The organism is Streptomyces sp. NPDC005805 (assembly GCF_040630445.1).
Taxonomy (GTDB): Bacteria; Actinomycetota; Actinomycetes; order Streptomycetales; family Streptomycetaceae; genus Streptomyces.
Genome location: NZ_JBEXXN010000002.1, coordinates 42,097 through 56,015, shown reverse-complemented (window position 1 = coordinate 56,015; position 13,919 = coordinate 42,097). Strand labels below are relative to the sequence as shown.

Sequence of the window (13,919 nt, the reverse complement as noted above, 5' to 3'; positions counted from 1 at the left end):
CCGCCCCTCGGGGTGCCCGCGCACCCCCGACCCGGAAGATCAGACGACGGGCGGCAGCTCAGGCTCCGCCGCCCGCCGGTCCAGCGACACCGGGTCCGGCTCCGGGTGCGGCGCGCACGACGCGCGCCGCACCGGTGTCCCGCCGTCCACCAGGTACTCCTCCAGATACCGGTTGACGCAGGCGTTCTCGCCGCCGCCGATCCCGTGCGTGCCCGCGTCCTTCTCCGTGACCAGCACGGACCCCTTCAGCCGCCGCTGGAGCTCGCGTGCCCCCGCGTAGGGGGTGGCCGCGTCCCGTTCCGCCGCCAGGATCAGCACCGGCGGCAGCTCCCCGCGGTCGGTGCCCACGTCCAGCGGACGCTGCCGGGGCGCCGGCCAGTAGGCGCACGGCAGGTTCATCCACGCGTTGTCCCAGGTCTCGAACGGCGCGATGCGCGCGAGCCGGGTGTTGTCCCGGTCCCAGACCGCGAAGTCCTCCGGCCAGGGCGCGTCGTTGCACTCCACGGCCGTGTAGACCGCGTTGCCGTTCTCCGCCTCCTTCGCCGACGCCGGGTCCGGCGCGGCCCGCTCCACCAGCGGCTTGGCGTCCCCCTGGAGGTAGCGCGAGAGGACGTGCGCCAGCCGGGGCCAGGAGCCGTCGTAGTAGGCCGCCGCGAGGAACGCGGAGTGCAGCTGGCCAGGGCCCACGGTGCCGCCCGCCGGCTCCAGCGCGAGCCGGGCGCGCGCCTGCTCGTAGGAGTGCGCCACCGCGCCCGGTGTGTCGCCCAGTTCGTAGACGGCGTCGTGCTTGGCCACCCAGGCGCGGAAGTCGGCCCAGCGGGTCTCGAACGCCCGTGACTGGCCGAGGTTGTTGCGGTACCAGACACGGCGCGGATCGGGGTCCACGGCCGAGTCGAAGACCATCCGCCGGACGTGCGAGGGGAAGAGCGTCGCGTACAGGGCGCCGAAGTAGGTGCCGTAGGAGGCGCCCATGAAGGTCAGGCGCTCCTCACCGAGGGCGGCGCGCAGCACGTCCAGGTCGCGGGCGTTGTTGAGGGAGGTGTAGTGCCGCAGCGCCGGGCCCGTGGTGCGCGCGCAGCCCCGGGCGTACGCCTGGGCCTGCGCGATCCGCTCCCGTTTGTACGCGGGGGAGGGGTGCGTGGGGGCGGGGGTGGGGGCCTTGAGGAAGTCGGCCGGGTCCTGGCAGGACAGGGGCGCGGAACGGCCCACGCCCCGGGGCGCGTAGCCGACGAGGTCGTAGGCGCGGGAGATCCGCCGCCACTCGGGCAGCCGGGCGGCCATCGGGAAGTACATGCCGGAGGCGCCGGGGCCGCCGGGGTTGTAGACCAGCGCGCCCTGGCGTTCGGACGCCTCGCCGGTCGCGGGGACGCGGCTGACGGTCAGCCGGATGCGGGTCCCGTCCGGGTCCGCGTAGTCGAGGGGGACCTCGACGGTGCCGCAGCGGACCTCGGCGGTCAGTCCCTCCGAGGCGGGACAGGCGCCGAAGCCGATGCCGGCGGCCGAGGCGCGCGCGGCGGCGAGGGCGGTGCCGCGGGCCTCGGGGCCGGCGTCCGCGGCGGCGGGCCGGGCGGTGGCGCCGGGGGCGGCCACGGTCGTGAGGACCAAGGAACCGAGACCGGCCAGGGTCCCGAACGTCGCAGCAGCTCTCATCGCGTTCCCTTCGTGCGCACGGCGGCCCGTGGGGCGGTGGGGCCTGGGGCCACGAGGACAGAAGGATCTTTGGCAGGGCGTATGGGCATGTAAAGCACCGCCGTGCGTGTCGGCGGCGCGTGTCGGGCGGGGCGGGGCCGGGTGCGCGGCCGTTTACTTGCGGTCCGGGCCCGGGTGCGGGCCCGGGTGCGGCTCGGCGGTTGCGGTCCGGGGCCCGGCTTCGGCCGGTCGGTGCGGTCAGCGCGGGTCGGGGAGCGGGGGCGTGCCCGTCCCGTTGAGGGCCGTACGCAGCAGCGGGTCCTCGATCGCCCCGATGCCGAACACCGCCAGCGCCGTGAGCCGGGCGCGGCCCCCGTCCGCGTCCGTCCCGTCGTCCGCCGCGGCCGCGTGGGCGACGAGGGCGGTCAGCCGGCCGGCGCCGAGCGGCGAGGCCCAGCCCGTGTACGCGTGCACCTCGAAGCGGGCCGCCGCCAAGGCGCCCAGCGTCAGCAGCAGCGGCAGCGCGAACCAGACCGCCACCGGGCCCGCCGCCACGCCCCCGGGCAGCGACAGCACCGCGCCCGCCGCCAGGACGACCGTGAGCACCCCCGCCGCGCGCACCGCGCGGAGCGCGGACCGGACCGCCGAGCGGGCGCTCTCGGGGACCGCGAGCCCCTGGGCCACCAGCCGGTCGCCCAGCCGCCGTACGGCCGCGCCGCCCGCCACCGCGTCCCGGACCGCCGCCGTCCGCTCCTGACCGCCGGGGCCCGCTGCGCCGATGACGGAGCGTTCGAGGTCGTCGCCGCCCTCCGGGTCCACGACCGTCGTCCAGCCGGTGTGCGCCAGCAGCAGCCGCCCCTCCCGGTGCATCGACACCAGGGCCAGCGTGGTGACCCGGTGCGGGCCACCGGCCAGGAACGCGGCCTCCGGGAGCGTCAGCCGGCCGGGCGCGCCCGGCCGCCCGGTGTCCTCGTCCGCGCCGGGCAGACGCGGGGCGTCGGCGGCGGCCAGGCACAGGCGCAGGCAACTGACGGCGGAGGCCGACCATGCCAGGGCGAGGAGAGCGAGCCAGAGCATGGGCGATGTCTACGCGACGGGGGAGCGGGGCGCCACCGGAATCCCAGGATTCGGACGTTTCGCCGCCGCGGCCCCGGGCGCGCCGGGCGTGGGGCGCGCCCCCCTCTCAGCCGGAGGAGCCGCCTCCGCAGCTCGACCCCGAGGAGCCGCCGCAGCTCGAACCGGAGGACCCGGACGAGCCCCCGCAACCGCCGCCGGAGGAGCCGCCGCACCCCGAACCCCCGGAGCCCGGCCCGGAGTCCCAGCCGGGCCCGGACCCGCCCGGTCCGCCGCACCACACGGGCTCGGGGTACGGGGTCCCGGCGCCGTACGCGTACGCGGCGGCCGGCGCGGTCCCGGCCGGGGGCAGCACCCCCTGCCGGGCCGCCGCCGTCAGCTGGGCCGCGAACACCGGGTCCGGCAGGGACCGCACCCCGTGCAGGGCGACGAGCCCGGCGGCGCTCGGCGCGGTGTGCGCGGCGGCCCGGTACGCGGCGAGCGCCTGCCGCCCGGACCGGGAGACCCGGCGGCGCACCCGCGCGGCCTGCGAGAACCCGATCACGGTGCCCGCCGCCAGGACCGGCAGGACGAGGATGAAGAACGGCCAGCCGTCCAGCGCGGGTTCGTCGGCGAACAGGGCCACGACCGTCAGCAGGAACGACACCGGCGTGGCGAGCACGCACAGGATGCCCTGGGCCGTGCCCCAGGCCACGAGCGCGCGGTGCGAGCCGGGCGGATGCACCAGCCCGCGCGCCGCGAGGCCGTCGCCGACCTCCTGCACGGCGGGGCCGCGCATGACGGCGGCGCGCAGCACACCCAGCGCGCCGCTCGGACCGGCGGCCAGCGCGTCGAACACGGAGCGCTCCACGGGGTCGTGGGCGACGGGACGCAGCACGGTGACGATCCCCGGCCCGCCCACGGCGATCCGGCCGTCCGCCTGCAGGGCGGCGATCGCGGCGTCGGCGGTGCGGGCCGGGCCGCCGCTCAGGAACGCGGCCTCGTAGACGTCGTGGACCCCGGTCCCGTCGGCCCGCGGTCCGCGCAGGACGGCGGTCACCCGGGCGATCAGCAGCGTGGAGGAGAGGCCGACGGCGAGCCAGACGGCGAGTGCGAGTCCGTTCATCGCGGTCACCTTCCCACGCCCGTGAGCACGGCCCGGGCGGCGCGGACGATCCGGGTCGCCCGCCCCGGGGGTTCGGGCGCGGCCCGGTCCTGCCACCACAGCGTCAGCCGCCGCCGCGCGGCGGGGTTCTCCGGGCGCCCGGCGGCGAGCAGGTGCTCCGCGAAGTCCAGCGCGTCCCGCCGGTACCCGGCCCGCATCGGGCGGGCCCTGGCGTACGCGAGGAACGCGGGCCGGTAGCCGTCCCCGAGAATCCCGGGCAGCTCCGGGGCCACCTTGGCGACGACATCCGCCCGCTTGGCCGCGAGCGCCCGGCTCTGCACCCGCAACCGCCCCCGATCGAACCCGGCGGGCGCGGGCGTCCCCGCGACCAGCGCGGACAACAACGCGGCCTGCGCGATCCCCACCCGCTCCCGCGCCCCGGGCGGGGCGGGGGCGAGCCCCTGCGCCCGTCCGGCGGCGGCCCGGGCGCTCGTGGCGAACCCCTTGCCGTCCCCGGCGGGTTCGTCGTGGGCGGCGCCCGGCGCGCGGTCGGCCGCCGGGCCGGTGTCGGCTTCGCCCGGGATCGCTGTGCCGCCGTCGGCACCCGCCGGGGCCGCCCGCCCGGGGTGCGTGCGCCGGCCGGTCGGCGCGCCCCCGTTCGCTTCCGCCGCCTCCGTCAGGGTCGTCCGGATGGTGGTGAGTTCCGCCGCCAGCGCCGCCGCGGGCGGGAAGTCGTCGTCGCGTTCGAGGAGGACGCCGGGTGGGGCGATCCGGGAGCGGAGGGCGGTGAGGATGTCGAGGACCGGGGGCGGGACCGGGTGGGCGTGGGTGTCGTGCCAGATGCCGTCGCGTTCGACGCCGCCCGCGACATGGACGTAGGCGATGGCCTCCAGCGGGAGGGCGTCCAGGGCCGCCGTGGGGTCCTCGCCGCGGTTGACGTGGTTGGTGTGGAGGTTGGCCACGTCGATCAGCAGCCGCACCCCCGTCCGCTCGACGAGCTCCGCGAGGAACTGGCCCTCGGTCAGTTCCTCGTCCGGCCAGGAGATCAGGGCCGCGATGTTCTCCACCGCCAGCGGCACCGGCAGCGAGTCCTGCGCGATGCGGATGTTCTCGCACAGGACCGCCAGCGCGTCCCGGGTCCGGGGGACGGGCAGCAGATGGCCGGCCTCCAGCGCCGGGGACGCCGTCAGCGCGCCGCCCGCCCGGACGAACGCGATGTGCTCGGTCACCAGCGGCGACTCCAGCGCCTCGGCCCGTTCCGCGAGGGCGGCGAGCCGCTCCGGCGCCGGGCGGTCCGCGCCGCCGAGGCCGAGGGAGACGCCGTGCGGGACGATCCGGACGCCGCGGGCGCGCAGCCGTTCCAGGGAGTCGGGCAGATGGCCGGGGCAGACGTTCTCCGCGACGGCCTCGACCCAGTCGAGGCCGTCCAGCGACTCGACCGCCTCCGCGATCTCCGGCCGCCAGCCGATTCCGATGCCGAGTTCCACGATGTCCCCCTCCTGCCTGGCCTCCGCGGTCCTGCGGTGCGCAGGGGTGTCATGGCCCTGCGGGACGGCCGTGAATCCGCAGAAGGGGACGTTCAGAGCAACATTTGAGGTTTCGTGAACGGGGGCGGGGCGGGGGTGACGGGTCACTGACCCGTCACCCCCGCCCCTGTTCGCGTCAGCCCGCCCGCGTCAGCCCGCCGGCGACTCGCCCGGCTCCGGCCGGTTGGTGTTGACCGTGCCCGGCTCCGGCGGCGACGGCCGTGAGGTGAGTTCGAGGTCGGACGGCGGCTCCACCGGCTGCGGCGACGGAGGCAGGTTCCCGTTCGGCGGCGGCGGACCCGTCGGGCTGGCGGTCGCCCCGCCCGCGGCCTCGTTCGCGATGGCGTCGAAGTCCACCATCCCCGTCGCCTCCAGCATCGTGATGTGGTCCAGCACGGTCTGGTTGGCGTCCGAGGCGAGCTGGCGTATCAGCGTGTTGCGGGTGGTGTGCCGGACCTGCGCGATCAGCGAGAACACCTTCCCGTGCGCCACCCGGAGCAGGTTCGCGAACTTGTACTCGTACTCCTTGCCGCTCGCCGCCGACAGCTCCCGCAGCCAGCCCTGCTGCTGCTCGTTCGGCTGGTTCGGCAGCTCCACGCCGAGCTTCGCCGCCGTGTCCCGGGCCCGCCGGTCGAGGTCGGCGTGGCCCACGATGAGGTGGTCGCCCGCCTCCTTGATCGCCTCGCTCGGCGCGCGCTCCAGCGCCTGCTGTCCCGCCGGCAGCTCCCACAGCCCGGCGAGCCGGACCTTGACCAGGAAGTCCCGGTCGGTGGCGGAGAGCGGCCCCCACTGGGTCGCCACGGTGGAGGCGTTCAGATTCGCCTGGCCGGTCCCGGACCGGTCGGCGTACGACCACACGGGGAACGCCAGGGCGCCGGCCGTGACGACCAGGGCCGCGATGATGAGAACTGTCCCGTTGATGCGCCGCAACAAAGTGCCTCCAGAGCCGATACGTGACACGGCAGACCTGCGCCGGTCGCCGACCGGCCGGGTCCGCCGGCCCCCGGCCGGTCGATCCCAGCCGGTCGAACTACTCGGCGGTGCAGTGGAGTACGCGGCGCGGTGCGGGAGTGTTCAGTCCTCGGGAGAAGTGCGACCGGGACCACGTCCCGGTCGGCGGCCGTCCGGGGCCTGCCGGGGCCGGACCGCTACCGCGGGTCCGCGCCCCTGAGGACCGGGTGGTCGGCCACCACCGTCGCGCTCCCCTTCGGGATCTCCGTGAAACCGGCATCGCGCACCACCGGCAGCCCGCTGCCCGTGAGTGCGCGCCAGTGTGCCGTATCCGCCGTGCGCACCGACAGCCGGTACCCGGTCGAACGCCACGCCTCCCGCTCCGCGTCGGTCAGTTCCCACCAGGCGAGCTGGGCGCTGTGGCCCGCCTGCGCCATCGCCTTGCCCGCCGACATGGTGACGGCGGGGTTCAGCCAGAGCACCGGCACCCCCGCGTCCGGCGCGGCGGGCGGCTCGGGGTCGTCCAGTTCGGTGCCCGAGACCTGGAGTTTCGCCAGGTCCTTGGGCCAGCCGTCGAGCGGGACGGGCGGGAAGACGCGCACCTCGGCGGCCCGCTCGCCCGCGCCGCCCGTCACCGTGATGCCGGGCAGGGCGCTCGCCCGCCGCCACTCCGCGCCGCGCGCCCGCCGCACCACCTTGCGGATGCGCGCGTCCTGCCAGGCCCGCATCGCCCCGGCCCACTCACCGCCGTCGCGCGAGCGCTCGTCGCCGAGGATCTCCAGCACCGCGCGGGCCGCCGTCTCCAGCGCGTCCGTACGCGCGGGCGGCGCGGCCTTCTCGACGCGGACGACGAGCGGCAGCACATACTGCGGGGCCTCGTCGCGCCGGACGCTCTCGTGCCGGAACGGGCTGTCGGGACCGGGGGCCTCGGATACGGCGGGGGGAGTCGCCGGGGCGGGCCTCTCCGGAGGGTTCTCGCTGCTCACCCGCCCAGTCTGCCAGCCGGGCCCGGCCGCCCCGGAGCCGGGAAGGACAGCGCGCACGCCGGGAAGGACGGCACCCGGCACGGGCGTTGTGTGAACGGCGCGCTCCGGGTGAGGATGCCCGGCATGAGAAGCGATCTGTTCAACTCCGAGCACATGGCCGAGCAGGCGACGGCCCCCGGCATGACCCTCCAGAACGCCAAGTCGGTCAAGTACGCGGTCAACGGCGAGATGCACGCGCGCCAGGGCTCGATGATCGCTTTCCGCGGCAACCTCCAGTTCGAGCGCAAGAGCCAGGGCATCGGCGGCATGCTCAAGCGGGCCGTCACCGGTGAGGGCCTGCCGCTGATGGCCGTGCGCGGCCAGGGCGAGGCGTGGTTCGCCCACGAGGCGGCCAACTGCTTCATCGTGGAGATCGACCCGGGCGACGCGCTCACCGTCAACGGCCGCAATGTGCTGTGCTTCGACGCCTCGCTCGCCTACGAGATAAAGATGGTCAAGGGCGCCGGAATGGCGGGCGGCGGCCTGTTCAACAGCGTCTTCACCGGCCAGGGGAAGCTCGCGGTGATCTGCGAGGGCACGCCCATCGTCATCCCGGTGGGCTCCCAGCAGCCGGTGTTCGTGGACACCGACGCCGTGGTCGGCTGGAGCGCCACCCTGCACACCTCGCTGCACCGCTCGCAGTCGGTCGGCTCGATGATCCGCGGCGGCTCGGGCGAGGCGGTCCAGTTGAAGCTGGAGGGCGAGGGCTTCGTCATCGTCCGTCCCAGCGAGGCGACGCCCGCGAAGACCGGCCAGAGCTGAGCCGGGGGCGGCCGCCGCCAGCCCCGGATCGCGCTCACCTCGGACCGCGCTCACCTCGGACCGCGTTCGCCCCGACGCGGCCCGGTCCGTCGGTCCCGCCTCCGCCCCGGGCCGCCCCCGGCCGCCCCCGCGCGGGCCGGTCGGCGGAGCCCGGGCCGTGCCTTCGGGCGATTCCCCCGCCGGGCGCGTGGCGGCGGACGCGCCCGGTGGTACGGGCAAGGGGATGTCCACCCCACCCGGCCCCCGGCCCACCCCGCCCCCGCTCCCGCCCGCCGAGGACGTCGGCTCCCGCGTCCCCATGGGCCTGCGCATCGCCGCCGCCTACGCCTGGCGCCTCCTGGTGGTGGCCGTCCTCGTCTTCGGGGCGTTCTCCCTCCTCGGCCGCTTCCACAAGGTGGGCGTCGCCGTCTTCCTGGGCCTGGTGATCGCGGCCGTCCTGCGGCCCGTCGCCGGACTGCTCGCCCGGGCCGTGCCCCGCCCGCTCGCCGTCGGGGTGACGCTGATCGGCGGCATTCTGCTCGTCCTCGGCATCCTCGCCCTGGTCGGCGAGGCGGTCGCCAGTGAGCGGACCACCCTGATGCGCGAGTTCCGCACCGGGATCGACCGCATCGAACGCTGGCTGGAGGAGCCCCCGTTCCGGCTGAACCCGGACGCCCTCACCGACATCCAGTCCCGGATCGGCCATCTGATCTCCGAGCACCGCTCCACCGTCCTCAGCACCGCGCTCAGTGGCGCGGACCGGCTGGTCGAGGTGGTCACGGTGCTCGCGCTCGCCCTCTTCTGCTCGGTGTTCTTCATGCACTCCGGGGAACGGCAGTGGGCCTGGTTCTGCGCCCAGCTGCCGCCCGCCGCCCGGCCCCGGACGATGACCGCGGGGCGCGCGGCCTGGCGCACCTTCACCGGCTACACCCACGGGGTGCTGCTGGTCGCCGCGACCAACGCGGTCCTGGTCGGGATCGCCCTCACCCTGCTCGGGGTGCCGCTCGCGCTGCCGCTGGCCCTGCTGGAGTTCTTCGCCGCGTTCGTCCCCCTGATCGGCTCGCCGGTCGCCCTCGCCGTGGCGGCCGTCGTCGCCCTGGCGTCCAAGGGGCCGCTGGTGGCGGGGATCGTGGTGGCGCTGATCGTGGTGATCGGGCAGATCGAGGGCCATCTGCTGCACCCGCTGGTCATGAGCTGGGCGGTCCGGCTGCACCCGATCGTGGTCGCGCTGGCCGTGATCGGCGGCGCGGTGGCGGCCGGGGTGATCGGCGCGGTGGCGGCGGTGCCGCTGGTCGCGGTCCTCTGGGCGGTGCGGCAGGCGCTGCGCGAGCCGCCGGAAGGGCAGGACGCGCCGGGGCCGGCGGGCCCCGGGCCGCGCCCGGCCGTCCCGGGGCAGGGCGCCGACACCTCGTAGGACACCTCCCCGGCCGCTGACCGCGCGCCTTCTGAGCGTCCGCCGGGCCCTGCCCGCCCGCCGCCCGCCCGTTGACCGTCGTCCGACACCGCCGCTTCCGGAGGCCCGCTCCCGTGCACCTACTGCTCCCGGTCCTCTTCGCCATCGGAGCCGCGGCCAGCAACGCGCTGGCGACGGTCCTCCAGCGCAAGGCCGCGCTGGAGGTGCCGCGCTCGGACAAGCTCCGCGCCGGGCTGATGCTCGACCTGCTGAAGCACCCGGTCTGGCTCGCCGGGATGGCGGCGGTGATCGGCGCGGCCGTCTGCCAGGCGGTGGCGCTGGCGACCGGACCGCTGACCGTCGTCCAGCCGCTGTTCGTGCTCGAACTGCCGCTCGCCCTGGTCATCGCCGCCCTGCTGCTCCACGGCCGGCTCCCGCCCGCCGGGTGGGCGGCCGTCGGGTGCGTGGTCGTCGGGCTGGGCACCGCGCTGTGGGCCGCCGCGCCGAGCGGCAACCGGACCAGCGTGCCGCTCGACCGCTGGGTGCTCGCGCTGGTGGTGAGCGCGGGCGTCGTCGCCGTGCTCGTCGGGGCCGCGCTCCGGCGGCCCGAGGGCCGGGCCCGGGCGGCCTGCCTCGGCGCGTCCACCGCGATCGCGTACGCGTTGACCGCCGCCCTGATGAAGTCCGCGATGCACACCCTCGACGACCACGGCATCGGGGCGTTCCTGACGGCATGGCAGACCTACGCCTTCGCCGTCACCGGCGGGGCGGCCCTGTTCCTGCTGGAGAACGCCCTCCAGTCGGGGCCGCTGGTCGCCTCCCAGCCGGCGATCACCCTCGGCGACGCGGCCGTGAGCCTGACCCTGGGCATCCTCCTCTACGAGGAGCAGATCCGCTCCGGGTGGTGGCTGGTGCCCCAGCTGCTGGGCGTCGCGGCGGTGGTGGTGGGCGTGTTCGCGCTGGCCCGCCTGCCCCTGGCGGCCTCCCTGACGGCCCCGGCCCCGCCGCCCTAGGGCGCGTCCGGCCGCATCAGGTCCGAGACCTTGACGAAGGTGAAACCCCGGCGGCGGAGTTCCGGGACGACCCGGCGCACGGCCGCCTCCGTGACCGGGGCCGCGCTCCGGGTGCAGTGCAGCACCACCAGGGACCCGGGCCGCACGCCCGCGAGGACCTGCTCGGCGACCGCGTCCGCGTCCGTCGCGAACGCGTCGCCCCCGACCACGTCCCACTGCACGGCCGTCACCCCGGTGGGGGCTACGGCGCGCAGGGCCGCGTCGTCGTAGCAGCCGCCCGGGAAGCGGAAGTACGGCACGGTGTTGCGGACGCCCGCCTTCTCGAACGCGCGGAACGCCCGCTCCACGTCGGTGCGCATCTCGTCCCGGCCGACGACCGGCAGGCCGTAGCAGTCGCCGGTGTACGCGTAGTGGCTCCAGGAGTGGTTCGCGGTCTCGAACAGGGGGTCGATGCCGATGCTCCGTGCCTGGTCCGGGTACTCCTCGGCCCAGCGGCCGGTCATGAACACGGTGCTCGGCACCTTCAGTTCGCGCAGCGCCGCGATCAGGCCCGGGTTGTCGAAGCGCTCCCCGCGGGCGGCGCGCGGCCCCTGGTCCGCCGTCATATCGGCGTCGAAGGTGAGGGCGACGGTCTTCGCGGCTCCCCGGGAGGGCGCGGCCCGCTCGAAGACCGCGGCCAGGCCGCCGGGCCCGGGTGCCAGGGTCGGAACCCGGCGCTCCGGCCCGGCCCCCGGACCGCCGCTCGGGTCACCGCTCGGGTCACCCGTCGGTTCACCGGTCCGGGCGGGGGACGCGGCGGTCGCCGACGCGCCGGGGGAGGGGGTGCGCGGACCGTCCGCCGTGCCACCGGTACCGGACTGTGTTCCGCACCCGACCAAAGTGATACCGAGAACGGTCAGAATCGCAGATTTTCTTGCAAAGGTGCTCATTCGGTGAAAGTAGTCGATCGCACTCCTGACCCGACGTCACCCCCGCCTCGCGCCGCACGGCTTGTGCGCGCCCGGCAAGCCCCGGACCGCGTGGGATGATGCCCGCGACCATCGTCCGGCCCCGGCCCGCCAGGGCCCGCGCGACAGGGAGGAACGGCATTGGCGCCGCCCGCCACGGCAGGAGTGCTCGCCACCACGACGGAGCTGCTGGAGGCCGCTCCGCCCGACCGGGCCGGAGCCCTCTGGCGCCTCACCCCCGTCGCCCGGCAACTGGACGCGAACGTGATCCGGGTCCTCCCCGGCGGCCGGGTCCCGCCCCACGTCGAACCCGATCTGGACGTCCTGCTCTGTGTGCTGGCGGGCGCCGGGGAACTCGCCGTCGGCGGACTGAGCCAGTCCCTCGGCCCGGGCTCCGTCGCCTGGCTCCCGCGCGGCAGCGAACGCGCGCTGGCGGCCGGGCCCGCCGGTCTCGCCTACGTCACCGCCCACCGCCGCCGCCCCGGGCTGACCGTCGGTCACAGCTCCCACCGGGCGGCCGCGGAGGACGCGGAGACGGACGAGGGCGGTGAGGCGGCCTGCTTCCTCAACCGCGTCTGCCCCGCCTGCGACCGCCCGGCCGCCGCCGCGGACGCCCGCTTCTGCCACCGCTGCGGCACCGGCCTGCCCGACTGACTCTCCCGGCGCCGGACCGACGGCGGACCGGCGACGGACCGACGACGCCCCGGCGGTGACGGACCGACCGGCTGCGGTCGCGGACCGGGACCGCAGCCGGCCGGTCCGTCACCGGGGGACCGGCCCCGGACCGGTCCCGGGCCGGATGGATTTCCCCGCCCGCCACCTGCGCTGACGCCCCGTCGACCGGAAATCCCGGCAGGGGCGTTGAGTGCATCGCCCGCCTCATCCGTACCAAGGGTCGGACGCGTCCCCCCGGTCCGCACACAGGGCCGGATCACCGTATCCCCCCGCAGGAGGCAGCGAGTTGAGTCACAGGCGAATACCCAAGCGGAAGGCGGCACTTGCCGGAGCCGGAGCGGTGGCCGTCGCCGCGGCGGCCGTCCTGCTGCCCCACGCCAACGCGTCCCAGTCGGACTCCGGCCCGGCCGCGTCCCCCCGCACCATGAGCGCCGCGTCCGCCCAGGACCTGGTCGCGCGGCTCGGGCCCGAACTCGGCGAGGCGTACGCAGGCGCCTGGTACGACGCGGCCAAGAAGCAGGTCGTCGTCAACGTCGCCGGCGGCGGCGACGCGGCCCTCGAACGGGTCGGCGAGGCGGGCGCGGTCGCCCGCAGTGTCGACAACAGCATGGGCGAACTCAAGCGCGCGGCCGGGACGCTCTCCGCCCGCGCCGCGATTCCCGGCACCGCGTGGGCGGTCGACCCGCGCACCAACAAGTTGGTCGTCACGGCCGACCGCACGGTCTCCGGCGACCGCTGGGACCGGCTGGAGTCCGCAGTCGAGGGCCTCGGCCGGGGCACCGCCCGCATCACCAAGTCGGCGGGCGAGTTCCGGACCTTCCTGGAGGGCGGCGACGCCATCTTCGGCGGCGGCTCCCGCTGCTCGCTCGGCTTCAACGTCACCACCCAGGAGGGAGCCCCGGCCTTCCTCACGGCCGGGCACTGCACGGCCGCCGGCCAGCAGTGGTCCGAGGACCCGAACGCCGCGCCCGTCGCCACCGCGCAGAACTCGACCTTCCCCGGCGACGGGGACTTCGCCCTGGTGACGTACGACGACCCGGCGACCGAGGCCCCCAGCACGGTCGACCTGGGCAACGGCGAGACCCTCGCCATCACCGGCCCGGACGAGGCCGCCGTCGGCCTCCAGGTGTTCCGGATGGGCAGCACCACGGGACTCAGCGACGGCCAGGTCACCGGCCTGGACGCCACCGTCAACTACCCCGAGGGCACGGTCACCGGCCTCATCCAGACCAATGTCTGCGCCGAGCCCGGCGACAGCGGCGGCTCGCTGTTCACCCGCGAGGGGGCGGCGATCGGGCTGACCTCCGGTGGCAGCGGCGACTGCACCTCGGGCGGCGAGACCTTCTTCCAGCCGGTGACGACGGCACTCGCGGCGGTCGGCGCACAGCTCGGCGACGCGGGCGCGGGTGCCGGTGGCGGCGCGGGCGACGACGGCGCGGGCCAGGCGGCCGGTGGCGCGGGCGCCGGTGACGGCGACGACGCCGGGGCGGGCCAGGACCAGGGCGGTGACGCCGGCGCGGACCAGGGCGTCGGCGGTACCGGTGACGCGGCCGGCGGCCAGGACCAGGGCGGTGTCGGCCGCGATCAGGGTGCCGGGAACGGGCAGGGAGGTGACGGGCAGGACGGCAACGGTGACGGTGGCCGCTTCGGCGGGCGTCACGGCTGACCGGCGCCCCTGAGCGGGGCGCCACCCAGGACGGCGGCGGGGCCGCGGACCGAAGGAAGGCGGTCCGTGACCCCGCCGCCCGCGTGCCCGGCCCCCTGCCGCCGCCCGCCGTCCCGGGCAGGCCCGCCGCCCCCGGATGCGGGAGCGCCGCGCCCGGTGGAAGGTGGACCGGACGACTGCCTCGGGGGCCGCCGA

Annotated in this window: 12 protein-coding genes; 5 read left to right on the top strand and 7 right to left on the bottom strand. The window is 76.4% G+C overall.

Features of this window, described 5'->3' with window-relative positions:
* Nucleotides 1–39: 39 nt before the first annotated feature.
* The 6 genes from ABZ457_RS01935 to ABZ457_RS01910 all read right to left on the bottom strand — a co-directional run bounded on the left by ABZ457_RS01935 (nucleotide 40) and on the right by ABZ457_RS01910 (nucleotide 7,250).
* Nucleotides 40–1,650, bottom strand: coding sequence for an alpha/beta hydrolase (locus ABZ457_RS01935; protein ID WP_359152808.1), 1,611 nt, complete (start codon nucleotides 1,648–1,650; stop codon nucleotides 40–42).
* Nucleotides 1,651–1,887: 237 nt separating this feature from the next.
* Nucleotides 1,888–2,706 carry a TIGR04222 domain-containing membrane protein gene (locus ABZ457_RS01930; RefSeq protein ID WP_359152806.1) on the bottom strand — a complete coding sequence of 273 codons (819 nt, stop codon included), beginning with the start codon at nucleotides 2,704–2,706 and terminating at the stop codon, nucleotides 1,888–1,890.
* A 106-nt stretch (nucleotides 2,707–2,812) separates the two neighbouring features.
* Nucleotides 2,813–3,808: a TIGR04222 domain-containing membrane protein gene (locus tag ABZ457_RS01925; protein WP_359152804.1), complete on the bottom strand. Its 996-nt coding sequence runs from the start codon at nucleotides 3,806–3,808 to the stop codon at nucleotides 2,813–2,815.
* A 5-nt stretch (nucleotides 3,809–3,813) separates the two neighbouring features.
* Nucleotides 3,814–5,274 (bottom strand): DUF692 domain-containing protein, encoded by a 1,461-nt coding sequence (locus ABZ457_RS01920; RefSeq protein WP_359152802.1) that lies wholly within the window; start codon nucleotides 5,272–5,274, stop codon nucleotides 3,814–3,816.
* Between the two features lie 189 nt (nucleotides 5,275–5,463).
* Complete coding sequence (locus ABZ457_RS01915) at nucleotides 5,464–6,243, bottom strand: DUF4142 domain-containing protein (RefSeq protein WP_359152800.1); 780 nt, start codon at nucleotides 6,241–6,243, stop codon at nucleotides 5,464–5,466.
* Between the two features lie 218 nt (nucleotides 6,244–6,461).
* Nucleotides 6,462–7,250 carry a peptidyl-tRNA hydrolase gene (locus tag ABZ457_RS01910; RefSeq protein WP_359152798.1) on the bottom strand — a complete coding sequence of 263 codons (789 nt, stop codon included), beginning with the start codon at nucleotides 7,248–7,250 and terminating at the stop codon, nucleotides 6,462–6,464.
* Nucleotides 7,251–7,373: 123 nt separating this feature from the next.
* Between ABZ457_RS01910 and ABZ457_RS01905 the strand changes: the two genes are divergently transcribed.
* The 3 genes from ABZ457_RS01905 to ABZ457_RS01895 all read left to right on the top strand — a co-directional run bounded on the left by ABZ457_RS01905 (nucleotide 7,374) and on the right by ABZ457_RS01895 (nucleotide 10,436).
* Nucleotides 7,374–8,051: an AIM24 family protein gene (locus tag ABZ457_RS01905; RefSeq protein WP_359152796.1), complete on the top strand. Its 678-nt coding sequence runs from the start codon at nucleotides 7,374–7,376 to the stop codon at nucleotides 8,049–8,051.
* Between the two features lie 298 nt (nucleotides 8,052–8,349).
* Nucleotides 8,350–9,444 carry an AI-2E family transporter gene (locus tag ABZ457_RS01900; protein WP_359153089.1) on the top strand — a complete coding sequence of 365 codons (1,095 nt, stop codon included), beginning with the start codon at nucleotides 8,350–8,352 and terminating at the stop codon, nucleotides 9,442–9,444.
* A gap of 113 nt (nucleotides 9,445–9,557) precedes the next feature.
* The gene (locus tag ABZ457_RS01895; protein WP_359152794.1) at nucleotides 9,558–10,436 is read left to right on the top strand and encodes a DMT family transporter; all 879 of its coding nucleotides are present in this window, start codon (nucleotides 9,558–9,560) and stop codon (nucleotides 10,434–10,436) included.
* Here the strand turns inward: ABZ457_RS01895 and ABZ457_RS01890 are convergent.
* Nucleotides 10,433–11,365, bottom strand: coding sequence for a polysaccharide deacetylase family protein (locus ABZ457_RS01890; protein WP_359152792.1), 933 nt, complete (start codon nucleotides 11,363–11,365; stop codon nucleotides 10,433–10,435). The genes ABZ457_RS01895 and ABZ457_RS01890 overlap by 4 nt on opposite strands.
* Before the next feature lie 159 nt (nucleotides 11,366–11,524).
* Between ABZ457_RS01890 and ABZ457_RS01885 the strand changes: the two genes are divergently transcribed.
* Together ABZ457_RS01885 and ABZ457_RS01880 are read left to right on the top strand one after the other, a co-directional pair.
* Entirely contained in the window at nucleotides 11,525–12,037 is a 513-nt protein-coding gene (locus ABZ457_RS01885; RefSeq protein WP_359152790.1) for a hypothetical protein, read from the top strand.
* Nucleotides 12,038–12,344: 307 nt separating this feature from the next.
* Nucleotides 12,345–13,724, top strand: coding sequence for a S1 family peptidase (locus ABZ457_RS01880; RefSeq protein WP_359152788.1), 1,380 nt, complete (start codon nucleotides 12,345–12,347; stop codon nucleotides 13,722–13,724).
* Nucleotides 13,725–13,919 lie beyond the last annotated feature (195 nt).

Bases quoted from the DNA above. Each gene is read 5' to 3' on its own strand.
- ABZ457_RS01930 (WP_359152806.1), bottom strand. From the start codon at position 2,706: ATGCTCTGGCTCGCTCTCCTCGCCCTGGCATGGTCGGCCTCCGCCGTC.
- ABZ457_RS01890 (WP_359152792.1), bottom strand. From the start codon at position 11,365: ATGAGCACCTTTGCAAGAAAATCTGCGATTCTGACCGTTCTCGGTATC.
- ABZ457_RS01935 (WP_359152808.1), bottom strand. From the start codon at position 1,650: ATGAGAGCTGCTGCGACGTTCGGGACCCTGGCCGGTCTCGGTTCCTTG.
- ABZ457_RS01905 (WP_359152796.1), top strand. From the start codon at position 7,374: ATGAGAAGCGATCTGTTCAACTCCGAGCACATGGCCGAGCAGGCGACG.
- ABZ457_RS01900 (WP_359153089.1), top strand. From the start codon at position 8,350: ATGGGCCTGCGCATCGCCGCCGCCTACGCCTGGCGCCTCCTGGTGGTG.
- ABZ457_RS01925 (WP_359152804.1), bottom strand. From the start codon at position 3,808: ATGAACGGACTCGCACTCGCCGTCTGGCTCGCCGTCGGCCTCTCCTCC.